A 23205-nucleotide genomic window follows, 5' to 3' on the forward strand; every position below is an offset into this window, starting at 1 on the left:
GCCGCATGAGCGCGATTGAAAACGAGGGCGGGCGCCGCAGCGCCCGCGCCGTCGCCCTTGCATCATCGCTCGGCCGTTTCCTGGTCATCGCGATCACGACCTATCTTGGTCTGCTCGCGGTCACCTTCTTCATCGGCCGCGTCATCCCGATCGACCCGGTGCTGGCGGTGCTCGGCGATCGGGCGCCGGCCAATGTCGTCGAGCGCACGCGCCGCGAGATGGGCCTCGACCTGCCGTTGGTGGAGCAGTTCTACATCTATGTGAGAAGCGCGCTACACGGTGATTTCGGCACCTCGGTGCTGACCACCAATCCGGTCATGACCGACATTCGCCGCGCCCTTCCGGCAACGACGGAACTGGCGACGCTGGGAACGCTGATCGGTGCATTGTTCGGCGTGCCACTTGGCGTGCTGGCCGCGGTCAGGCGTGGCAGTCTCATCGACCAGATCGTGCGCATCATTGGCCTCATCGGTTATTCCGTGCCGATCTTCTGGCTTGGGCTGCTGGCGCTGGTGCTGTTCTACGCCAAGCTGCAATGGGTGGCGTTTCCGGCCCGGCTCGACGTCGTCTACGAATACACCTTCACGCCGATCACCGGCTTCTATCTCCTGGATTCCCTGTGGCAGGGGCAGTGGGACGTCTTCTATGACGCCTTCCGCCACATCATCCTGCCGGCCTCGCTGCTCGGCTATTTCTCGCTCGCCTATATCAGCCGCATGACACGCTCGTTCATGCTCAACGAGCTCGCCCAGGAATACATCGTCGCGGCCCGCGCCAAGGGCCTGTCGGAAACCCGCATCATCTGGGGCCATGCGCTGCGCAACGCAGCGGTGCCGATGGTGACGGTGATTGCGCTCTCCTATGCCGGGCTGCTCGAAGGCTCGGTGCTGACCGAGACCGTGTTCTCGTGGCCGGGTATCGGCCTCTACATCACCAATTCGCTGCAGAACGCCGACATGAACGCAGTGCTCGGCGGCACCATCGTCATCGGCTCGGTCTTCATCGCCATCAACCTTCTCTCCGACCTTCTCTACCGCGTGCTCGATCCGAGGACGAAGTCCGCATGAGCGCCGACGCCATCCAGACCCGTCGCGACTGGCTGCTCAGCGAGCGCCCGGCGTCGCGCATGCAGGCAAGGCTCGGCCGCGCCTATGTGGCGTGGCGGCGCTTTTCCGCCAACCGGCTGGCATTTCTCGGCCTGCTCATCATTATTGCCTTGCTGGTCGTTGCCGCCACTGCCGGCGTGCTGGCGCCCTATTCGCCGACATTCGGCGACCTCAAGGGCTCGCGCCTGCTGGCGCCGAGCGCCGAGCACTGGTTCGGGACCGACGATCTCGGCCGCGACATCCTATCGCGCATTCTCTACGGCTCGCGCTGGACGCTCTACGTGGTCATCCTGGTTGCCATCATCGCCGCACCGATCGGCCTCTTGGTCGGCACAGTCGCCGGCTATGCCGGCGGCTGGACCGATGCCATCCTGATGCGCATAACCGACATCTTCCTCGCTTTCCCAAAGCTGATCCTGGCGTTGGCCTTCGTCGCGGCCCTGGGTCCCGGCATCGAGAATGCGGTGCTCGCCATCGCCATCACCTCGTGGCCGCCCTACGCTCGAATTGCCCGCGCGGAAACGCTGACCGTGCGCAATTCCGATTACATCAAGGCGGTGCAATTGATGGGCGCCTCGCCCTTCCGCATCGTACTGCGCCACATCATGCCGCTCTGCATCTCCTCGCTGATCATCCGGGTGACGCTCGATATGGCCGGCATCATCCTGACCGCCGCCGGTCTCGGCTTCCTTGGCCTCGGCGCGCAGCCGCCGCTGCCCGAATGGGGCACCATGATCGCGTCGGGCCGCCGCTTCGTGCTCGACCAGTGGTGGGTGGCCGGTGCGCCGGGCTTTGCCATCCTGATCGTCAGCCTTGGCTTCAACCTGCTTGGCGATGGCCTTCGCGACGCGCTCGATCCGCGCAGTGGTGACCAATGAGCACGCTTCTCGACGTCGAGGACCTGCGCGTCACCTTCCCGACCCGCACCGGGCTGGTCGAGGCGGTGCGTGGCGTCACCTTCTCGCTTGGCCGCGAACGGCTCGGCATTGTCGGCGAGTCCGGCTCCGGCAAGTCGCAGACCGGCCGCGCCATCATGGGGCTCACGCCGCCGCAGGCCCGGATATCGGCGAACAAGCTTGCCTTCGACGGCATCGACCTGCTCAGCGTCTCGCCACGCGAACGCCGCGCGTTGCGCGGAAAACGCATCGCCATGATCCTACAGGATCCGAAATATTCGCTCGATCCGGTGATGAGCATCGGCCGCCAGATCGTCGAGACGCTGCGCACCCATGAAAAGGTCGGCAAGGCCGAGGCGCGCGACCGCGCCCTGGCGATGCTGGAAGCGGTGCAGATCCGCGACCCGGCCCGCGTCTTCGACCTGCATCCGCATGAAGTGTCCGGCGGCATGGGCCAGCGCGCCATGATCGCCATGATGCTGATCGCCGGACCGGAAATGATGATCGCCGACGAGCCGACCTCAGCGCTCGACGTCACCGTGCAGCTCGATGTGCTCGGCATCCTCGACCGGCTGGTCAGCGAGCGCGGCATGGGGCTGATCTTTATCTCGCACGATTTGCGCCTGGTTTCGTCCTTCTGCGACCGCGTCATCGTCATGTATGCCGGCAAGGTGGTCGAACAGCTCAAGGCGTCCGAACTCGGCCGCGCCCAGCATCCCTATACGCGCGGCCTGCTCAACTGCATGCCCAAGATCGGCGCTGACCGTCACCCGCTGCCGGTGCTCGACCGCAAGCCGGAGTGGGCGGCATGACAGCAGCGATTGCCGTCGACAGGCTGGGAGTGATCTTCGACCGCTTTCACGCGCTGAAAGGCGTCAGCCTCGACGTGCAGCCGGGCGAATCCTTTGGCCTGGTCGGCGAATCCGGCTCCGGCAAATCGACGCTGCTGCGAGCCATCGCCGGCCTAGCGCCGGTTGCGTCGGGGAGCATCGCCGTCAACGGCAAAAAACTTGGTACTCGCCGCGACAAGGCCTTTTACCGCGAAGTGCAGATAGTCTTCCAGGATCCGTACGGGTCGCTGCACCCACGCCAGACCGTCGATCGCCTGCTGCAGGAACCGCTCGCCATCCACGGTTTTGCCGACGGCGAAAAGCGCATCCAGCGGGCGCTCGACGAGGTCGGCCTCGGTAACGGTTTTCGCTTCCGCTACTCGCATCAATTGTCGGGCGGCCAGCGCCAGCGCGTGGCGATCGCGCGCGCGCTCATCCTCGAACCGTCGATCCTGCTGCTCGACGAGCCGACCTCGGCACTCGATGCCTCGGTACAGGCGGAAGTGCTCAACCTTTTGGAAGAGGTCCGCCGGCGGCGCAAGCTGACCTTCCTGATGGTCAGCCACGATCTCGCCATCATCACCCATATGTGTGGGCGGCTGATGGTGATGCAAAGCGGCGAGGCGGTGGAGAATCTGAGCGCGGACGACCTTGTCGAGCGGCGTGTGACGAAGGATTATACGCGCAATCTGCTCAGGGCGAGCGAAGGGTTTGTAAGAACCGCTTGAAGCGTCTTCCTTATGCGCAGCACCAACCGTCTTCAGGGAAATTCCATGGACGAATGGAAGTTTGCAGACCCACCCAATGTCGCGGTGTTATCGGACAGGAGCATATTCAAAGGTGGCGACTGGATCGCATACGTTGTGCATGAAGATGACGACGACGACCACTACAGCGATCTAGGCGGCAGTTGGCAATTTCACAGCAGCGATACTCGAGATTGGGATGAACGCGAGATAATGCTCGTCGGCCTGCAAGAGGTGGTTCAGCAGGATGAAAGCATTCTGGCATTGGTCGATTTGCCAAAAGGTTGGCATGCTTGGCGCAGTTCCAAATCATCGCCGTGGCAGCGCGCCAAATCACTCCCTGTACCCTCCAACGACAACGAGTGATGCAGCAGAGTCTTAAATCGAACTTTGCGCCAGTTCGCCGCTCTCCGGAACGGGTGGTTCTTCCTTGGCTTTCGGCTCCTTGATCCGGAACCATGCCACGTAGAGCGCCGGCAGGAACAACAGCGTGATCGCGGTGCCGGCGATGATGCCGCCCATCATGGCATAGGCCATCGGTCCCCAGAACACCTCACGCGCGATCGGGATCAGCGCGAGGCTCGCGGCCGCTGCCGTCAGCGCAATCGGCCGCATGCGGTGCTCGGTCGCCTCGATCACCGCCGCCCAGCGGTCCTTGCCTTCGGTGACAAGATCCTCGATCTGCACGATCAGGATGACCGAGTTGCGGATCAGGATGCCGATCAGCGCCAGCACGCCGAGGATGGCGACGAAGCCGAGCGGCGCGCCGCTCGGCACCAGTGCGGCCACCACGCCGATCAGGCCGAGCGGCGCCACGGCAACGACCAGGAACAGGCGCTGGAAGCTCTGCAACTGCACCATCAGGATGGTCGCCATGACGAACAGCATCAGTGGCACGACGGCGGCGATGGGTCCCTGGCTCTTAGCGCTCTCCTCGACCGAGCCCGCGGTCTCGATCGAATAGCCCGGCGGCAGTTTGGCGATAAAGGCATCGACGGCTGGCCTCAGTTCATTGACCACGGTCGCCGGCAGCGTGTCGCCGACCAATCCGGCGCGCACGGTGATCGTCGGAATGCGGTTACGCCGCCACACCGTCGGCTGCTCCAGCTCGTAGCGGAAGTTGGCCACCGCCGCGAGCGGGATCGCCTCGCCGGTACCGGTAGGCAACTGCATGTTCTGCAACGTGCTGATCGAGCCGCGTTCGGCATCGCGTGAGCGCGCCACGACGTTGATCAGATAGGTGGCATCGCGCACCTGCGTGATGGTGTCGCCGCCGACCGTGCTGTTCAGTGCGCTGGCGATATCGGAGGAGGTGATGCCGAGCTGGCGCGCCTTGTCCTGCAGCACGTCGACCCTCAGCACACGCTGCGGCTCGTTCCAGTCGAAGGTTGGCGCGGCAAGCTTCGGATTGGTCGAGATGAGGCCGGCGAATTGCTGCGCCAGGCCGCGCACCGTCTGGATGTCGGGACCGCCGACGCGGTACTGCACCGGGCGGCCGACCGGCGGCCCCAGTTCGAGCGGCTTGACGAAGGCATCGGTGCCGACGAACTCCTCGCGCAGCAGCTTCTCCAGTTGCGGCTTCAGCCGGTTGCGAGCCTCGATGCTCTTGGTGACAATGACGGTCTGGCCGAAGTACGGATTGGCCGGTTGCACGTCGAAGGCGAGCAGGAAGCGCACCGCGCCCTGGCCGATATAGGAGCTGAAATGGTCGATGTCGGGGTTGCCGGCCAGCGCGCGCCCTTCGAAACGCTCGATCTGGTCCCGGGTCTCGGTGATCGACGAGTTCTGCGGCAGGTTCCAGTCGACGATCAGCTCCGGCCGGTCGGAAGGCGGAAAGAACTGCTGCTGGACGAGGCCAAAGCCGGCTATCGAGCCGGCAAACAACAGCACCGTGGCGATGATGGTCAGCCAGTGATACCGCACAGAGCCGATAAGCACACGCCGGAACAGTGACGTGAAGCGGCCCGGCTGGTCATGGTGCTTCGTCTTCATCGTCGCCGGAAGAATTGTGACGCCGAGTAGAGGTGCAAACAGCACGGCCACGATCCATGATACCAGAAGCGATACCGCGATAACGACGAACAGGGTGAAGGTGTATTCGCCGGCGGCGCTGTTGTTGAGGCCGATCGGGATAAAGCCGGCGACCGTCACCAGCGTACCGGTCAGCATTGGGAAGGCAGTCGATGTGTAGACGTAAGTCGCCGCTTTGCGCAGATTGTCGCCGACCTCAAGCCGCGCCACCATCATTTCGACCGCGATCATCGCGTCGTCGACCAGGAGACCGAGCGCGATGATCAGCGCCCCCAGCGAGATGCGCTGCAGCGAGATGCCGAGATAGGCCATGACCGTGAAGGTGATGGCCAGCACCAGCGGGATCGACAGCGCCACGACGAAGCCGGCGCGCATGCCGAGACTGATGAAGGACACCGCCAGCACGATGGCGACCGCCTCGAACAGCGCGCGCGTGAAGCCCGAGACGGCCTCCTCGACGATGACCGGCTGGTCCGCGACCAGATGCACACCGACGCCGACAGGCAGGTCGGCCAGCACCCTGTTCATCTCCGTGTGCAGCGCCTCGCCGAACTGCAGCAGATTGGCGTTGGGCTTCATGCCGATGGCGAGCGCGATAGCGTCCTGGCCATTGAAGCGGAACAGCGCCGTCGGCGGATCGACATAGCCGCGCGTGATCGTCGCCACATCGCTGAGCCGGAAGAAGCGGTCGTTGACGCGCAGATTGATGGCACGCAGACTCTCTTCGGACGTGAACTGGCCACCGACGCGCACGCTGATGCGCTCCGGTCCGGACTCGATGACACCGGACGGCGTGATCGCGTTCTGCGCTTGCAGGCTGGCAATGATCGCTTGCTGGTTGAGGCCAAGGGCGGCGATCTGGCGGGTCGAGAATTCGAGATAGATCGCCTCGTCCTGCGCGCCGACGAGATCGACCTTGCCGGCATTCGGCACGGTCAGGATTTTGGTGCGGACGTCCTCGACATAGTCGCGCAGCTGGCGCGGCGTCAGCCCGTCCGACGTGAAGGCGTAGATGTTTCCGAAGACATCGCCAAAGCGGTCGTTGAAGAACGGCCCCTGCACGCCTTGCGGAAACTGCGTCCGGATGTCGTTGACCATGTTGCGGACCTGAATCCAGTTCGGCACGACATCGCGCGCCTTGGTGGTGTCCTTCAGGTTGACGAAGATGACGGTCTGGCCGGCGGTGGTGACGGATCTGGTGAAATCGAGGCTGTCGAGCTCCTCGAGCTTCTTCTCTATGCGGTCGGTCACCTGCTGCCCGGTCTCCTTGACCGACGCGCCCGGCCAGTTGGCCTGGATGATCATCGTCTTGATGGTGAAGTTGGGATCTTCCTCACGACCGAGATTGAGGTAGGAGAAGATGCCGGCCACCACGAACACCAGCATGAAGTACCAGACCATGGAGCGGTGGCTGAGCGCCCAGTCGGAGAGATTGAAGCCCTTCATCAGACGCCGCCCTCTGGCACTCTGACCTTCTGGCCTTCGCTCAGGCTGTGGACGCCGGCTGTGACGACGCGCATACCGGCTTCCAGCCCTTCGGCGACGGTGAAGGTAGCGGCGCCCTTTGCGGCGACCTTGATTTCTTTGGCGTTAACGCTCGATGTCTGCGCATCGACGATCCAGACCTTGTCGACGCCGTCGCCTTCAAACAGTGCTGACATGGGCAATTCTATCGTCGGCGTAACCTTGGTTACGCGGGTCGCCGTCACTGTCGAGCCGAGTCGGAAGGCTCGCGGCGGATCGGTGAGCGTCAGCCGCACGCGCCGCGTGCGGGTCGAGCCTTCGGCCTGCGGCGCGATCTCGCGCAGCTTGGCCTCGGTCTGGATCGTCGGCTGCGATTGCAGGATGACCTGGAATGGCGTGCCGGCCGTGAGGTCACCGATCAACTGGTCGGGAATGTCGACCACCGCCTCGCGCAGGTCCGAGCGCGCCACCGTGACGACCGTCTGGCCAGGCGAGACCGTCTGGCCGACCTCGGCGCCGGTGGCGGTGACAACGCCGTCGAAATCCGAGAACAGCCGCGCGTAGCCAAGCTGCTCCTGCGATTTGGCAAGTGAGGCCTTGGCCCGTTCGACGCCGGCCTCCGCCGCTTTCCTCGCCTGCTCCGCCGCATCGAAGGCCGCCTGCGTGGTGTTGGCGGCGGCAAGCAGCTGGCGCTGGCGTTCCTCGCTGCCTGCGGCGTTGGCGAACTGCGCCTCGGTATTGGAGAGTTCCGCCTTGGCGGCCTGGACGGCCAGCTCCAGTGCGGTCGGGTCGAGCGCGGCGATCGTCGTGCCCTTGCTGACGATGTCGCCGACATTGACGTCGCGCGACACAACCCGGCCAAGCAGGCGGAAGGCGAGGTCGGCACTGACCTGCGGCTCGACCGAGCCGGCAAAGCCGAAGGTCTGGGTGGTGCGCGGCTCAATGACTATCGACAGCACCGGCCGGATGATCTCGGGCGGCTTTTCCTCGGACTTCGAGCAGGACACGAGCGTGCCAAGTGCAAACAGGCCAAGCATGAGGTGCGGCAGCCTTCTCATTGGCCCGCTCCCGATATCTCGACCGTTTGCCCGGGACTGAGCAACTGCCCGCCTGCCGTAACGACACTTTGGCCTGCGTTCAGCCCGCTGGCGATGACGACCGTGCCCGATTCGAATGCCAGCACCTCGACCGGCGCCGTCACAACCGCCTTGGTCGAGGGGTCGACGATCCAGACAGCCGGTTTGCCGGCAGTGGAGGTCAGCGCCTGCCAGGGCAACAGGATAGCCTTCGTCGGACTGGCGCTGACCGAGCCGATGACAGCCGCGCCCAGTGGCATACCGGCGGGCGTGTCGGGAATGGCGACCTTGACCCGGATCGAGCCCGAAGCCGGATCCACCGCTGGCGAGACTTCGCGCACCTTGCCCACGGCCTTCACCTGCGGGTCGGACAACAGCGTGATCGTCACCGTCGGCGATGGCGGTGTTTTGGCAACCAATGTTTCCTGGACATTGAACACCGCGTCGCGATCGCCGTCCTCGGCGACGGTGAAGACGGTCTGCGCCGCCTGCACCACCTGTCCGGTTTCGACCTGGCGGGCGGTGATGACGCCGGCGGCACCCGCCTTGAGCTCGGTGTAGGACAGGTTCTGCTGGGCGTTGGTGAGTGCGCTCCGTGCGGCATCGACACTACCTTGCGCCACCTTCAGCGCCTGATCGGCGGCGTCATAGTCGCGCCTGGTCGTAAAACCCTGGGCAAGCAGCGTCTTCTGCCGCTCGAAGGCGGCGGCGGACTGGGTCAGCTGTGCCTGCGCGGCGTCAAGATCGGCCTGTGCCGAGCGCAAATCGGATTCCTGCTCCTGCGGATCGATGCGGGCGAGCACAGCACCTTGATCGACATGCTGGCCGACATCGACCAGCCGCTCGGCGACGCGGCCACCCACCCGGAACGACAGATTGTTCAGCGTGCGCGCCGCGATCACGCCGGTCAGCGAGGTCCTTGGCGAAAAGTCTGCGATCGCAACTGTCTCGGTGCGCACCATCACCGGCAGCCTGTGTTCGGCTGCCTCCTGCTTCTGGCAGCCGGCCAGCAGCAGGCTCGCCATCGCGCAGGCAAGGATTGAGGTGTTTCGGTACGGCAAAGGGCTTGGGAGCAATGGTTGCAAGGCGGACGATTTCGCGTTCCTGCTCATGGCTTCCCCTGCCTGCGTAGGACGCTCCCACCGCGGAGCCTCGCGGGCCGTCCAAAGATAATCGATCCCGATGAAAAGGGAACCTCTCTCGTACGCGCATCGGTCGACTGGTCAAGGCGGCGCCCGGCGGCAGGCCCAATCGCCTGTTGACGGTGCCGACTTGAGGAAAACGTGAAATAAGGTCAGAAGACGTGTCAGCGACATCAAACAAGAACGGGCGCCGGCCCGATGAGGGATCCCATGAAGAATTCAGCAATTTCCGAACGCAAGAACCAGTCCATCTCGCGCGGCGTCGGCATGACCACGCAAATCTACGCGGACCGGGCTGAAAACTCGGAGATCTGGGATGTCGAGGGCCGCCGCTACATCGACTTCTCGTCGGGCATCGCCGTCGTCAACACCGGTCATCGCCATCCGAAGGTGATCGAGGCGGTCAAGGCGCAGCTCGACCGCTTCACCCACACCTGCCACCAGGTGGTGCCCTATGAGAGCTATGTGCGCTTGGCCGAACGGCTGAACGGCATGCTGCCCGGCAAGTTCGAGAAGAAGACGATCTTCGTCACCACCGGCGCCGAGGCGGTCGAGAACGCCATCAAGATCGCCCGCAACGCCACCGGCCGCCAGGCGGTCATCGCCTTCGCCGGGGGCTTCCACGGCCGCACCTTCATGGGCATGGCGCTGACCGGCAAGGTCGTGCCCTACAAGGTCGGCTTCGGCGCCATGCCGGGCGATGTCTACCACGCGCCGTTCCCGGTGCCGCTGCATGGCGTGTCGATCGCCGATTCGCTGGCCGCACTCGACCGGTTGTTCAAGGCCGATGTCGATCCGGCCCGCGTCGCCGCCATCATCATCGAGCCGGTGCAGGGCGAGGGTGGCTTCTACGACGCGCCGCGTGAGTTCCTGACCGCGCTGCGCAAGCTCTGCGACCAGCACGGCATGCTTTTGATTGCCGACGAAGTGCAGACCGGCTTTGCCCGGACCGGCAAGATGTTTGCCATGGATCACCATGAGGTGGCGGCCGACATCACCACCATGGCGAAAAGCCTGGCCGGCGGCTTCCCGCTGGCCGCGGTCACCGGCCGTGCCGAGATCATGGATGCGCCCGGCCCCGGCGGGCTCGGCGGCACCTATGGCGGCAGCCCGATCGGTGTCGCCGCCGCGCATGCCGTGCTCGACGTGATCGAAGACGAGAAGCTTTGCGACCGCGCCAACACGCTGGGTGCACGGTTGAAGCAGCGGCTGCAGTCGATCCGTGACGACGTGCCCGAGATCGTCGATATCAGAGGCCTCGGTTTCATGAACGCCGTCGAGTTCAACGACGTCAAGAAAGGCCTGCCGTCGGCCGAGATCGCCAATGCGATCAGGCTGAAGGCACTCGACAAGGGACTGATCCTGCTGACGTGCGGCGTCTATGGCAACGTCATCCGCTTCCTGGCGCCGATCACCATCCAGGACGGCGTCATGAACGAGGCGCTCGACATTCTGGAAAGCTCGATCCGCGAAGTCTGCGCTGCCTGATCGACGGCGAGTCGGCCTGGAGGGCCGGAATTATCCAGCCGCTCTGGCTGGTTCACCCTCGATGAAAGCGGCCAGCGCCGCTTTCAAGCCTTCGGGGCCCGCCGCAATTGTCTGCGGCGTCGGCGAGAAGCCGGAGCCGAGCATCTTGCGGCCAAGCATGTGGTCGCCGGGCCGGTTGACCGATTCGATGCCGAGCAGCCGGTCTCCGGCGTAGTGGTAGATCGAGAACTTGTTGTCGGGCAGGTCGCCCAGCACGACATGGCTGTCGCCGCCGGCGGTCAGGCCGACCATCTGCAGCTTCATGTCGCCGATGTCGGACCAGAACCACGGCACCGCCGAATAGGCGTCCGCATGGCCGGTAATGGTGCGGGCGGCGAGCCGCGCCTGGTCGGTGGCGTTCTGCACCGATTCCAGCCGCACGTCGCCGCCTGTGAACCAGTGCCGGTAAGAGGCGGCATCGCCAATGGCGAGGATTTCTGGCGCCGAGCTGCGCATCTGGTGATCGACGCGGATGCCGTTGGCGACAGCGAGGCCGGCTTCCTGCGCCAGCTCGACATTCGGCACGGCGCCGATGCCGACGATGACCATGCGTGCTGGCAGCCTTTCACCGGTTGAGGTGATCGCGGCCGAGACATGGCCGTTTTCGCCTTCGAGCCTTGCAATCGAGGTGCCGGTGAGGATCCGCACACCGATCGCTTCCAGCCTTTGGCGGACATGGCTCGCCACGACCGGCGCCACGGCGCGGCCGAGCAGCCGGTCGACCGCTTCGACCACCGTCACTGCACGGCCGGCCACCCGCAGCGTGGCGGCGATCTCCAGACCGATGAAGCCGCCGCCGAGGATAACGACATCGTCGCTCTGTGCGCTCAACTCGCGGATCAGCCGCGCATCAGCCAGCGAGCGCAGCGACAGCACGCCGGAAAGCTCTGAGCCGGCCAGCGGCAGGGTGCGCGGGCGCGAGCCGGTCGCCAGGATCAGGTGATCGAAGGCAAGCGCGCCACCACCGGCAACGTCCAGGCTACGACGGGGAGCGTCGATACGCTCGATCCTGACGCCGGGCCGGTAGTCAATGGCGCTGCCGGTGTAGAAGGCCTCGCCGCGCAGCGGCTGTGGCTTGGCCTCGGCGTCCTTGATGAAGGTCTTCGACAGCGGCGGCTTGTGGTACGGCAATTCATTCTCGTCACTGACGAGGATCACCGGTCCGTCATAACCCTCCTCGCGCAGACTTGCGGCCGCTTGAACCCCCGCATGACCCGCGCCGACAATGACCACACCGTTCTTCATCGCATTCCAATCCCGCTTCAATTCTAGGATGTCCCGCCAAGTGGCAATTGTCTGGCACCGCCGCAAGAGAGCTTTTGCGGGTCGCACCCGGAATGGCGGCTGTCAATCGCAGCGTTCATCGGCAAGACCCGGGCATAAAGTTGACTGTCGTAGTTTAGAATAATTCTAAACTATTGTTTCAATTGGCTTTTCCTGTCGATTTTCATTGACTTCCACCAACGTCGAAGCTTTATGGGGGCTCGCGCAATGGCGCATCCCTTTGATGTCTGGGCCTTGAACCCTTTCGATTGGAGGCATTTCGGTGTCTTTCTTCCGCAGACCACGTCTTGTCGTGGCCATTTTTTTGCCGGATGGCGTTGCCCTGCCCGACTTGTGCAGGCCGCCTGTTGCCGCGCCCATATTTCAGTGAATTCCTGAGGAGATGACAGTCATGAGAGCGATGATATCGGCACGGTATGGCAGCAGGCTCGCCGCGATCGGCGCCACCGCCCTGCTGACGGCGGCTGTGTTCGTGCTGCCGGCCAAGGCCGAAACCGACGCGAAGGCGGTCATCAAGACCTATGCCGATATCGGGCTCGCCAAATACGAGGATTCGCTGACCACCGCGCAGGCGCTCGACAAGGCGGTCGACGCCCTGCTTGCCCAACCATCGGTGGAAACCCTCAACGCCGCCCGTGACGCCTGGAAGGCAGCGCGCGTTCCCTACCAACAGACAGAAGTCTACCGGTTCGGCAACAAGATCGTCGATGATTGGGAAGGCGAGGTGAATTCCTGGCCGCTCGACGAAGGGCTGATCGACTATGTCGCCAAGAGCTATGGCACGGAATCGGACGCAAATTCGCTCTATACCGCCAATGTGATCGCCAACAAGGAGATCGAGATCAACGGCAAGAAGGTCGATGCCACGAACCTGACGCCGGAATTCCTCTCCGGCACGCTGCAGCAGGCCGGCGGCATCGAGGCCAATGTCGCCACCGGCTATCACGCCATCGAGTTCCTGCTCTGGGGCCAGGACCTGCACGGCACCGGCCCGGGGGCCGGCGAGCGCCCGTACACCGACTATGACCTCAAAAACTGCACCGGCGGCAATTGCGACCGCCGAGCGCAATATCTGAAGTCGGCGAGCGACCTTCTGGTCTCCGACCTGCAGAAGATGGTCAACGACTGGAAGGAAGACGGTGCCGCCCGCAAGAACCTCGTCGACGGCGAGCCGAACACCGCCATCTCGATCATCTTCACCGGCATGGGCTCGCTGTCCTACGGTGAACTGGCCGGCGAACGCATGAAGCTCGGCCTGCTGCTGCATGATCCCGAGGAGGAGCATGACTGCTTTTCCGACAACACCTACAACTCCCATCTCTACGACGCCATCGGCATTCGCGCCGCCTACCATGCCAGCTATACCAGGCTCGACGGAACCGTCGTTTCGGGACCTTCGGTGGCCGATATGGTGAAGGCGGCCGATCCGGCGATCGACAAGGAGCTGTCGGGCAAGCTCGATGTCACCGTTGCCAAGATGGAGGCGATCAAGGCGCGGGCACTGGCCGGCGAGGCCTACGACCAGCAGATCGCCGAGGGAAACACCGAAGGCAACGCCACCGTGCAGGCGGCGATCGACGCGCTGATCGACCAGACCAAGTCGATCGAACGCGCCGTCGGCACCCTGAAGCTCAATGCCATCGCCTTCGAGGGTTCCGACAGTCTCGACGCGCCGGACAAGGTGTTCAAGTAACCGCCGACAGGCCATGGCCTGATCCGAAGCCTGACACCCGGCTTCGAAATAGGCCATGGTAAGAAATCAAGCCACACGGCGCGGGAGGCGCCGTCAGCCATCTGAGCCGCCAAATGCTGATATGCCATTGCAACATCATCACCGAGAGGGAAATCGAGCAGACGATCATCGGGCTGCTGGATCAGGATCCCTGGCAATTGATCGTGCCGGCGAAGGTCTATCACACCATGCAGAAGCGCGGCCGCTGTTGCGGCTGCTTCCCAAATGTGGTCGAAACGATCATTCGGGTCACCGAAAATTACCACGCCCGCTCGGAGGCGAGCGGCGTCGACATCGTTTCACACATGGACCGCGTCAGAGGCCTGCGCGTCCAATATGGGAGCAGGATCCATGAAAGGCGAACCGCAGATCATCGAGCGGCTTAACGAGGCTCTTTTTCTGGAGCTCGGAGCCGTCAACCAGTATTGGGTACATTTCCGTCTGCTGGAGGACTGGGGATACGCCAAACTGGCAAAGAAGGAGCGGGCGGAATCGATCGAGGAGATGCACCATGCCGACCGGCTCGTGGCCCGCATCATCTTCCTCGAAGGCCATCCGAACCTGCAGTCCGTGGCGCCGTTGCGCATCGGGCAGAACGTCAAGGAAGTGCTCGAATCCGACCTTGCCGGCGAATATGACGCGCGTACCGCCTACAAGCGCTCGCGTGAGATCTGCGAGGAAGCGGGCGATTACGTGTCGATGAAGCTGTTTGAGGAATTGCTGTCCGACGAGGAAGGTCACATCGACTTCCTCGAGACGCAGCTCGACCTGCTTGCTTCGATCGGCGAGGAAAAATACGGCCAGCTCAACGCCGCATCGGCGGACGAGGCGGACTAAGGACATGCGGGAATGCGGCGCCTGCTAGAATTCGTGCGCCGCTTGCGGCGGGCCAATGGCTCGCCGCCTCGTCACAAAACGCCAGCCGGATCGGCGCGTGGGCGCTGTGTCGTCCTCGTGGTGGCGCTCACCTCTTCAGCGATTGCCGGCGACCTTCAGCCCGCCGGCCTCGCCACCACGCGCAACGACCTCAATCCGAAGGATCAGGCGCGCGTCACAGCCATCACCAGGCCGACGTCGGATTTTTCCAAGCCCGAGCAGTTCGAACGGATGCAAGGTGGCGCCGGCACGTCCAGGAAGGACGTCAGCCGCGATTCCTTCTCCCAATCCTCAGCCAACATCACCTTCGAGGAAGAGGGCACATTCAAGCTCGGCAACGCCCTGTTCCGCAAGAACTGGGTGTCGTCGCCATCCTCGACGCAGGCTTCGGACGGGCTCGGTCCGCTGTTCAATGAACGCGCCTGCCAGAATTGCCATCTGAAGGATGGCCGCGGCCGTCCACCGCAAGGCGACGTCGGCACCACCTCGATGTTCCTGCGCCTGGCCCGCGAGGCGAGCAGCGCGGAAGAGAAGGCAGCGCTTGCCGATCACCGGCTGCCTAACCTTCCCGACCCTGTCTACGGCTCGCAATTACAGGAGCTGGCCGTGCCAGGCCTGCGCGGCGAAGGCAGGATGCATGTCGACTATCAGGAACGGCCGGTGACGCTGGCGGACGGCACGGTGATTTCGCTGCGCAAACCCAGCTATTCGGTCATCGATTCCGGCTATGGGCCGCTTGATCCGCGCACCACGCTATCGCCGCGCCTGACGCCGCCGATGATCGGCCTTGGCCTGATCGAGGAGATCGCACCGGCGGATATCCTTGCCAATGCCGACCCGGACGACCGGAACGGTGACGGCATTTCCGGCAGGCCCAACATCGTGCGCGACGGCCAGAGCGGGGAGCTGACGCTTGGCCGTTTTGGCTGGAAGGCGCAGACCGCCTCGATCCGCCAGCAGGCGGCGGATGCCTTTGCCGGCGACATCGGCATCTCGACGCTTGAAGAGCCGAAACATTGGGGCGACTGCACCACCGCGCAGGAAAAATGCCTGACCATGCCGAATGGCGTGCAGCAGCGCCTCGGCCCGGTCGAGGCACCGGCGCCGGTGATGGATCTCGTCACCTTCTATTCGCAGAACCTGGCGGTGCCGGCACGCCGCGACCTCGACGCGCAGCAAGTGCTCGCCGGCAAGAAGATCTTCTACGAGATAGGCTGCATTGCCTGTCATACGCCGAAATTCGTCACCCGTCGCGATACCCCGAACAAGGCACAGGCCTTCCAGTTGGTCTGGCCTTATTCCGACTTCCTGCTGCACGACATGGGGCCGGATCTGGCCGACGGCCAGGCCGTGGGCGAAGCGACAGGCAATGAGTGGCGTACCCCGCCACTGTGGGGCATCGGTCTCACCGAAACAGTCAACGGCAATTCTTTCTTCCTTCATGACGRCCGCGCGCGCACCCTGACCGAGGCGATCCTGTGGCATGGTGGCGAGGCCCAGAAGACGCGCGACCGCTTTGCCGCCGCCAGCGCGGCCGACCGCGATGCACTGCTCAAATTTCTGGAGTCACTGTGATGCTCAAGCGCTCTGCACTGGTTCTCGTTCTGCCGCTGGCTCTGCTGGGCGTCGCCCCGGCGTCGGCGGCTGTGAAAGCCTCCGAAATCATCCAGCGGGCGGTCGACGGCTTTGTCCGCCCGGCCTATGCCAGCCTGCACGACCACGCCGGCCATTTGACCAAGGCGATGCACACGCTCTGCACCGGGCCCTCGCAAGAAGACCTCGATGCGGCTCGGGCCCAGTTTTCGGCGACGGTCGATGCCTGGTCGTCAGCCGAGATCATCGGGTTCGGGCCGATCAAGGAGAACAATCGGCTGGAACGCATGCTGTTCTGGCCGGACCGCAAGAGCATCGGCCTGAAGCAGGTGCAGGCGGCGCTGTCCGACAAGGACCCGACAGCAACCGATCCGGCACAGCTCGCCGGCAAGAGCGTCGCCATGCAGGGGTTGGGCGCGCTGGAATTCGTCCTCTACGGTGATGGCGCCGAGGCGTTGACGGGCAAGGCCGATCCCTATCGCTGCGCCTATGGTGCCGCGGTTGCCGGCAACATCGAAACCATGGCTGGCGAGGTCAGCGCCGCCTGGAACAAGCCCGACGGTTTTGCCGCCCTTTGGGCCAATCCGGGGCCGCAGAATGCGCTTTATCGCGACGGCAACGAAGCGGTGACCGAACTGGTCGGTGTTTTCATCAATGAACTGGAAATGGTGCGCGACGTGCGCCTGAAGGGCTTTTTCGGTGGCAAGCCGGATGCGGACAAGCCCAGGCAAGCAATCTACTGGCGGTCGCAAAACACCACCAATTCGCTGGCCGCCAATCTGTCGGGAATAGACGATCTGTTCCAGGCCTCGAAGCTCGGCGACGCACTGCCGCCCGACGCGCGCTGGATGGCGGAATCGATCCATATCCAATTGGTCAATGGCATCGCCACTGCCAAGGCGGTCAGCGGTCCGATCGACAAAGCGCTTGCCGATCCGACACTGCGCGAAAAGCTCGATCATTTCGCACTGATCACCTCCAGCCTGTCGACTCTGATCGGCACCAGGCTGACCGCCGAATTCGGCCTGACCGCCGGCTTCTCGTCGCTCGACGGAGACTGAGCATGCGTACGCCGCTGATCGACCGCCGCGATTTCCTCCGGGCCGCAGGCATTGGCTTTGCCGCAGCCATGGCGCCGTCGGCCTGGGCAGCGACACTGGCGGCCGACGCCGTCTTCGCCACCGCCTTTGTCAAGCGCGACGGCAGTTATGGCGCGGCCGTCCTGTCCGAGGGCGGCAAGCTCCTGCATGCGATCGACCTGCCCGATCGCGGCCACGACATCACTTTCGATCCGGTCTCGAAGCGCTCCGTGGTCTTCGCTCGCCAGCCGGGCACATTCGCCGTGGCCTTCGATCATTCGGGCCGCGAGAAGCCGCTGACCGTCACCAGCATCACCGGCCGGCATTTCTTCGGCCATGGCGTGTTCTCGCCCGACGGCGCTTTGCTCTATGCAACCGAGAATGATTTCGACAATGCCGCCGGTGTGGTCGGTATCTACGATGCGCGGGCGAAATTCAGCCGCATCGGCGAATTCCCGACCTATGGCATGGGTCCGCACGAGCTTCTGCTCCTGGGCGACGGCAGGACGATTGCGGTTGCCAATGGCGGCATCGAGACCCATCCGGACTATGGTCGCGCCGAGCTCAACATCGCCACCATGAAGCCGTCCTATGTGCTGATCGACCGCGTCACCGGAGACCTCATCGAGAAGCACGAACTGCCGGCGGCATTGCACCAGCTGTCGATCCGCCATATGGACACCGACCGGTCCGGCACCGTCTGGTTCGGCTGTCAGTACAGGGGGCCGGGCACCGATCGACCGCTGCTGGTCGGCCGAGCCGCGCGTGGCAAGGAGTTGCAGCTGCTCGACATGCCGCAGGACGTGCTGTCCGGTTTCCGCAACTACATCGGCTCGGTCGCCGCCAATCCGCTTGCCGGCACCGTCGCCGTCTCTTCGCCGGAAGGCAATTCGCTCGTGGTGATCGACGCGGCGAGCGGCCGGGTCGTCTCGAACAGCGCGCTGGTCGAGGTCTGCGGCGTGGCGCCCGATGGAACCAGCTTCATGGCGACCACAGGCGCCGGCGAAATCATCGAGGGCAGCGGTGCGACACGCTCCGAACCGGACTTTGTCTGGGACAACCATATGCTGCGCATCGAACAGGCTGCGTAGATACTTTTCTGCAGGGCCGAAACGAAGCCGCTTAACAAAATATGCACTATCCCCTTGCGGTGGCGGGCCGTGGCGGGCACAGGGAATTGTTTCTCGAACCGGTCGTTTCATGAAATTGCTTGCCATCGACTGTGCCGCCAACCTCTGCGCCGCTTGCGTCTATGACACCGGGGCGAAGCAGGAGCTTGGCCGCTCGGTGCTCGATCTCGGCAAGGGCCATGCCGAGCACCTGATGGCCGCCATTGCCGAAGCGCTGAAGGCAGGCGCAACCGACTATGCCGGTCTCGGCGCCATTGCCGTCTCTGTCGGTCCCGGCTCCTTCACCGGCCTGCGCGTCGGCGTGTCGACCGCACGCGGCCTGGCGCTGGCGCTGAAGGTTCCGGCGATCGGGGTGACGACGCTGGAGGCGCTGGCTGCCGAGGCAGCCGGGACATTTCCTGGCCGCGCCGTGCTGGCGGCGCTCGACGCCGGCCGCGAGGAACTCCATGCCGCCCTTTTCGATCAAATGTCAGTTTTGACTTACGGTCCGGCTGTGGCCACACTGGCAAATGCCGTGGCCATGGCGACGGAAAGCGCTTCGGTGCTCGCCGGCACCGCGGCTGGGCAAATCGCTGCCTCAGCAGGGCGCGCCTTCGATATCGGCCCCGAGACGGCCACCGCCGACATTCTCACCTACGCTCGCCTGGCGGCCGGCAAGGGCGCGGGCGAAAGGCCGAAACCGCTTTATTTGCGTGGTGCGGACGCCAAGCCGCAGGCTGGGTTCATACTATCAAGGCAACAAAACTAATGCGCATACCTTTTCTCCAACCACGCCGCCGGGACTATGCGCTCGAGCCGCTGAGGATCACCGACAGCCCGGCGGTCTCGCTTCTGCATCGCGAGGATTTTGTCCGCCCCTGGACCGACGGCGAATTCGCCGCCTTGCTCGAACAGGACACCGTCTTTGGCTATGCCGCGCGCGAAACCGGGCAGGGCGCCAAGCCGCCGGTGGGCTTCGTGCTGGCCAGGCTAGCTGCCGGCGAGGGCGAGATCCTGACCGTTGCGGTGGCGCGCTCGCACCGCCGGCAGGGGCTGGGCTGGCAGTTGATGGACGCGGTGCTGCGCGAACTGCACGCTCAGCGCGCCGAAGCGCTGTTCCTCGAGGTCGACGAGACCAATGTCGCGGCGATCGCCCTCTACCGGCGGCTGGGCTTCCGCGAGGTCGGCAAACGCCCCAATTACTACAGGTCGTCCGAGCACGGACCGACCGGGGCGCTTGTCATGCGCCGCGATCTTCGCTAGCCAGAGGCGCCAAATCCAAGGGTTAGCGCTTCCAAAAAAGGACGCGCGGCGCTGTAACGGCAGGGCCGGGACTGTATGATCGCAAAAATCAGGATTTTCCTGGCGCTTGGCCTCGTCACCGCCGGTTCGCTGGTCCTCGTGCCGTTGCAGATCCTGTCGATGAAGACCGGCTGGTGGCCGGAAACCTTCATCCTCAAGATCTGGCACAGGCTGATCGTCCGGGCGTTGGGGATGCGCATCCATGTCAAGGGCGCGCTGTCCGACAAACGTCCACTGCTGGTCGCGTCCAATCACATCTCCTGGACCGACATCATGGTGCTCGGTTCCATGGTCGATGTGAAGTTCATCGCCAGAGCCGATATGGAAGGCTGGCCGCTGATCGGCATGCTGTCGAAGCTGCAGCGCACCGTTTTCATCGAGCGCGAGCGCAAGCGTTCGTCCGGCGACCAGGCCAGCGAGATCGCCAGCCGCATGGCCAAGGGCGACGCCATGGTGCTGTTCGCCGAGGGATCGACCGGCGACGGCAACATCGTCCTGCCCTTCAAGAGCACGCTGTTCGGCGCCGCCTCGATGGCGATTTCAGAAGGCGCGGCCGAACAGGTCTTCATCCAGCCGGTGGCGATCGCCTACACGCGCCTGCACGGCGTGCCGCTCGGCCGTCGGCACCGGCCGCTTGCCGCCTGGATCGGCGATGAAGACCTGATGCCGCATCTCAAGGTGTTGCTGAAGGAGGGGGCACTCGACGTCGAGGTGCATTTCGGCGAACCGATCGCCTTTTCCAAGGGCTCGAACCGCAAGGAAACGTCGAAGCTGATGGAAAGCCAGGTGCGCGCGATGATGCAGGCGGCACTCGCCGATCCGCGCCCGAGCCGATAGACTGGTGATGGGTGCGCCAGTCTGTGCGTGACGGCCGTGGTGGAGAATCGTCTGTTTTTTGTCATCGAAAGGCGTTAGAAGCCGCCGGATGGACTTGAACACGATAGAGCGTGACGACATTGACGCCGCGGCCGAAGCGATGGCCGTGCCGGCGGCAGCCACCAGGAAGGTCTTCATCAAGACCTATGGCTGCCAGATGAACGTCTATGATTCACAGCGCATGGCCGATGCGCTGGCCGCCGACGGCTATGCCGCCACCGATGCCATCGGCGAGGCCGATCTGGTGCTGCTCAACACCTGCCATATCAGGGAGAAGGCGGCCGAAAAGGTCTATTCCGAGCTCGGCCGTATCCGTGATATGAAGGCAGAACGCGCCGTGGCAGGCCGCGAGATGCTGGTCGGCGTCGCCGGCTGCGTGGCGCAGGCCGAAGGGGCCGAGATCATCCGCCGTTCGCCGGCCGTCGATCTGGTCATCGGCCCGCAGACCTATCACCGGCTGCCCGACGTGTTGGCGCGGGTGCGCGGCGGCGAAAAGATAGTCGAGACCGACTACGCCATCGAGGACAAGTTCGAGCATCTGCCGCAGCCCAAACGCGCCGAGGTCATCAAGCGCGGCGTCACCGCGTTCCTCACCGTCCAGGAAGGCTGCGACAAGTTCTGCACCTTCTGCGTCGTGCCTTACACCAGGGGCTCCGAAGTGTCGCGGCCGGTGGCGCAGATCGTTGCCGAGGCGCAACGTCTGGCCGAAGCCGGCGTGCGCGAGGTGACGCTGCTTGGCCAGAACGTCAATGCCTGGCATGGCCAGGGCGAAAACGGCGAGGAATGGGGCCTTGGCCGCCTGCTGCTCAGGCTGGCCGAAATCCCAGGGCTGGCGCGGCTGCGCTACACCACCAGCCACCCGCGCGACATGGACGATGAACTGATATCAGCCCATCGTGATCTGCCGGCGTTGATGCCCTATCTGCACCTGCCGGTACAATCCGGGTCCAACCGCATCCTCAAGGCGATGAACCGCAGGCACACCGCGAAGGATTATCTGACGCTGCTCGACCGCATTCGTGCCGCGCGACCGGATATCGCGCTTTCCGGCGACTTCATCGTCGGTTTCCCCGGCGAGACCGAGGCGGATTTCGAGGCGACCATGGAACTGGTGCGCCAGGTGAACTATGCCTCGGCTTTCTCGTTCAAATATTCGCCGCGTCCCGGCACGCCGGGCGCCGAGATGGCTGACCATGTGCCGGAAATGGTGAAGGATGAGCGCCTGCAGCGGCTGCAGGCCTTGCTTCTGAAGCAGCAGCAGGATTTCGGCGCAAGCCTCGTCGGCAGCACCATCGACACGCTGATCGAGAAGCCCGGCCGCCAGGCCGGCCAGAAGGTCGGCCGCTCACCTTGGCTGCAGCCCGTTATTGTTGATGAAAAGGCCGGCGAAATCGGTGACATTATCCAGGTGCGAATCACGAAGACGGGCTACAACAGCCTGTTCGCCGAATTGGCCTGAGGGTCTCGGCAGATGAGGAGAGACGGTTGAGCGCTGCAGAAGTGAAGAGCCTGCCCCCGGCACCGGCGTCTGGGGCTTCTGACATGGCGCACATCGTTCTGACTTTCGACAACAACAAGCTTGCCAGCGCCCTTTACGGTCAGTTCGACGAGAACCTGGCCAGGCTCGAGCAGAAGCTCGGCGTCGACATCCGCTCGCGCGGCAACCAGCTGACGATCAAGGGCTCGGCGTCGGCCGCCGAGCAGGCCCGCCGGGCTTTGGACAATCTCTACGGCATTCTCCAGAAGGGCGTCGACATCGGCCAGTCCGACGTCGACGGCGCCGTGCGCATGGCGATTGCCGCCGACGATCAGCTGACCTTGCCGACGTTGGAACGCAAGGGGAAGGTCTCCGCCGCCCAGATCGCCACCCGCAAGAAGACGATCTATGCCCGCTCGCTCAACCAGGACGCCTATATGCGCGCGCTGGAGCGGTCGGAACTGGTGTTCGGCATCGGCCCGGCCGGGACCGGCAAGACCTATCTGGCGGTGGCGCATGCCGCGATGCTGCTTGAGCGCGGCATGGTCGAACGCATCATCCTGTCGCGGCCGGCCGTGGAGGCCGGCGAACGGCTGGGCTTCCTGCCGGGCGACATGAAGGAGAAGGTCGATCCCTATCTGCGCCCTCTCTATGATGCGCTTTACGACATGATGCCCGCCGACAAGGTCGAGCGCGCCATTGCCGCGGAGGTGATCGAGATCGCGCCGCTCGCCTTCATGCGCGGCCGCACGCTGGCGCATGCCGCCGTCATCCTTGACGAAGCGCAGAACACCACGCCGATGCAGATGAAGATGTTCCTGACCCGTCTCGGCGAGAACTCGCGCATGATCGTCACTGGCGATCCGACCCAGATCGACCTGCCCTCGAACACCAAATCGGGCCTGGTCGAAGCCTTGCGCGTGCTGGATGGCGTGGCCGGCGCGGTAACTGTGCGCTTCAACGATGGCGACGTCGTCCGCCATCCGTTGGTGGCGGAAATCGTCAGGGCGTATGACCGGGATGCCAAACTGGCGCGCGGCCTCGGCGCCGAGAATTGAT

General features: G+C 64.2%; 21 protein-coding genes. 17 read left to right on the top strand and 4 right to left on the bottom strand.

Features of this window, described 5'->3' with window-relative positions:
* Positions 1-5: 5 nt before the first annotated feature.
* From AC1DZP_RS20855 to AC1DZP_RS20875, 5 genes are read left to right on the top strand one after another with little or no spacing between them, the layout of a single operon-like run.
* On the top strand, positions 6-1067 hold the full coding sequence (locus AC1DZP_RS20855) for an ABC transporter permease (protein WP_477305041.1): 1062 nt from the start codon (positions 6-8) through the stop codon (positions 1065-1067).
* A complete protein-coding gene (gene nikC, locus AC1DZP_RS20860; RefSeq protein WP_095082466.1) occupies positions 1064-1984 on the top strand; it encodes a nickel transporter permease in 921 nt (306 codons plus the stop codon). The genes AC1DZP_RS20855 and nikC overlap by 4 nt, the downstream gene beginning before the upstream one ends.
* Complete coding sequence (locus AC1DZP_RS20865; protein WP_095082464.1) at positions 1981-2814, top strand: ABC transporter ATP-binding protein; 834 nt, start codon at positions 1981-1983, stop codon at positions 2812-2814. The genes nikC and AC1DZP_RS20865 overlap by 4 nt, the downstream gene beginning before the upstream one ends.
* Complete coding sequence (locus AC1DZP_RS20870) at positions 2811-3560, top strand: ABC transporter ATP-binding protein (protein ID WP_477305044.1); 750 nt, start codon at positions 2811-2813, stop codon at positions 3558-3560. The genes AC1DZP_RS20865 and AC1DZP_RS20870 overlap by 4 nt, the downstream gene beginning before the upstream one ends.
* A gap of 45 nt (positions 3561-3605) precedes the next feature.
* Positions 3606-3944, top strand: a complete 339-nt coding sequence (locus AC1DZP_RS20875; protein WP_477305046.1) for a hypothetical protein — start codon at positions 3606-3608, stop codon at positions 3942-3944.
* A 12-nt stretch (positions 3945-3956) separates the two neighbouring features.
* Here the strand turns inward: AC1DZP_RS20875 and AC1DZP_RS20880 are convergent, their stop codons facing one another.
* The 3 genes from AC1DZP_RS20880 to AC1DZP_RS20890 are packed head-to-tail and all read right to left on the bottom strand — an operon-like array spanning position 3957 to position 9261.
* Positions 3957-7055, bottom strand: coding sequence for an efflux RND transporter permease subunit (locus tag AC1DZP_RS20880; RefSeq protein WP_477305048.1), 3099 nt, complete (start codon positions 7053-7055; stop codon positions 3957-3959).
* On the bottom strand, positions 7055-8131 hold the full coding sequence (locus AC1DZP_RS20885) for an efflux RND transporter periplasmic adaptor subunit (protein WP_457151579.1): 1077 nt from the start codon (positions 8129-8131) through the stop codon (positions 7055-7057). The genes AC1DZP_RS20880 and AC1DZP_RS20885 overlap by 1 nt, the downstream gene beginning before the upstream one ends.
* Positions 8128-9261 (bottom strand): efflux RND transporter periplasmic adaptor subunit, encoded by a 1134-nt coding sequence (locus AC1DZP_RS20890; protein WP_477305050.1) that lies wholly within the window; start codon positions 9259-9261, stop codon positions 8128-8130. Before AC1DZP_RS20890 ends, AC1DZP_RS20885 begins: the two co-directional genes overlap by 4 nt.
* A gap of 240 nt (positions 9262-9501) precedes the next feature.
* On the opposite strand from AC1DZP_RS20890, the gene AC1DZP_RS20895 reads away from it, so the two are divergent.
* Complete coding sequence (locus AC1DZP_RS20895; RefSeq protein WP_477305052.1) at positions 9502-10779, top strand: 4-aminobutyrate--2-oxoglutarate transaminase; 1278 nt, start codon at positions 9502-9504, stop codon at positions 10777-10779.
* 30 nt (positions 10780-10809) lie between these two features.
* Here the strand turns inward: AC1DZP_RS20895 and AC1DZP_RS20900 are convergent, their stop codons facing one another.
* Complete coding sequence (locus AC1DZP_RS20900; protein WP_477305054.1) at positions 10810-12063, bottom strand: NAD(P)/FAD-dependent oxidoreductase; 1254 nt, start codon at positions 12061-12063, stop codon at positions 10810-10812.
* 439 nt (positions 12064-12502) lie between these two features.
* Between AC1DZP_RS20900 and AC1DZP_RS20905 the strand changes: the two genes are divergently transcribed.
* The 11 genes from AC1DZP_RS20905 (at position 12503) to AC1DZP_RS20955 (ending at position 23204) form a co-directional block, all read left to right on the top strand.
* On the top strand, positions 12503-13795 hold the full coding sequence (locus AC1DZP_RS20905; RefSeq protein WP_477305275.1) for an imelysin family protein: 1293 nt from the start codon (positions 12503-12505) through the stop codon (positions 13793-13795).
* Between the two features lie 113 nt (positions 13796-13908).
* On the top strand, positions 13909-14220 hold the full coding sequence (locus tag AC1DZP_RS20910; RefSeq protein WP_477305056.1) for a (2Fe-2S)-binding protein: 312 nt from the start codon (positions 13909-13911) through the stop codon (positions 14218-14220).
* Positions 14186-14671, top strand: coding sequence for a bacterioferritin (gene bfr / locus AC1DZP_RS20915; RefSeq protein ID WP_095082450.1), 486 nt, complete (start codon positions 14186-14188; stop codon positions 14669-14671). Before AC1DZP_RS20910 ends, bfr begins: the two co-directional genes overlap by 35 nt.
* A gap of 12 nt (positions 14672-14683) precedes the next feature.
* Entirely contained in the window at positions 14684-16285 is a 1602-nt protein-coding gene (locus tag AC1DZP_RS20920) for a di-heme oxidoreductase family protein (RefSeq protein WP_477305058.1), read from the top strand.
* A complete protein-coding gene (locus AC1DZP_RS20925; RefSeq protein ID WP_477305060.1) occupies positions 16285-17364 on the top strand; it encodes an imelysin family protein in 1080 nt (359 codons plus the stop codon). Before AC1DZP_RS20920 ends, AC1DZP_RS20925 begins: the two co-directional genes overlap by 1 nt.
* 2 nt (positions 17365-17366) lie before the next feature.
* Positions 17367-18473: a DUF1513 domain-containing protein gene (locus AC1DZP_RS20930; protein ID WP_477305062.1), complete on the top strand. Its 1107-nt coding sequence runs from the start codon at positions 17367-17369 to the stop codon at positions 18471-18473.
* A gap of 109 nt (positions 18474-18582) precedes the next feature.
* Positions 18583-19260, top strand: coding sequence for a tRNA (adenosine(37)-N6)-threonylcarbamoyltransferase complex dimerization subunit type 1 TsaB (tsaB, locus tag AC1DZP_RS20935; RefSeq protein ID WP_477305064.1), 678 nt, complete (start codon positions 18583-18585; stop codon positions 19258-19260).
* Positions 19260-19754, top strand: a complete 495-nt coding sequence (gene rimI, locus AC1DZP_RS20940; protein WP_095082444.1) for a ribosomal protein S18-alanine N-acetyltransferase — start codon at positions 19260-19262, stop codon at positions 19752-19754. Before tsaB ends, rimI begins: the two co-directional genes overlap by 1 nt.
* 75 nt (positions 19755-19829) lie before the next feature.
* A complete protein-coding gene (olsA, locus tag AC1DZP_RS20945; protein WP_477305066.1) occupies positions 19830-20630 on the top strand; it encodes a lyso-ornithine lipid O-acyltransferase in 801 nt (266 codons plus the stop codon).
* Between the two features lie 88 nt (positions 20631-20718).
* Complete coding sequence (gene miaB / locus AC1DZP_RS20950; RefSeq protein ID WP_477305068.1) at positions 20719-22128, top strand: tRNA (N6-isopentenyl adenosine(37)-C2)-methylthiotransferase MiaB; 1410 nt, start codon at positions 20719-20721, stop codon at positions 22126-22128.
* Positions 22129-22211: 83 nt separating this feature from the next.
* On the top strand, positions 22212-23204 hold the full coding sequence (locus AC1DZP_RS20955) for a PhoH family protein (RefSeq protein ID WP_023758127.1): 993 nt from the start codon (positions 22212-22214) through the stop codon (positions 23202-23204).
* The last annotated feature ends 1 nt before the right edge of the window (position 23205 follow it).

Source organism: Mesorhizobium sp. P2_F8, from assembly GCF_056403655.1.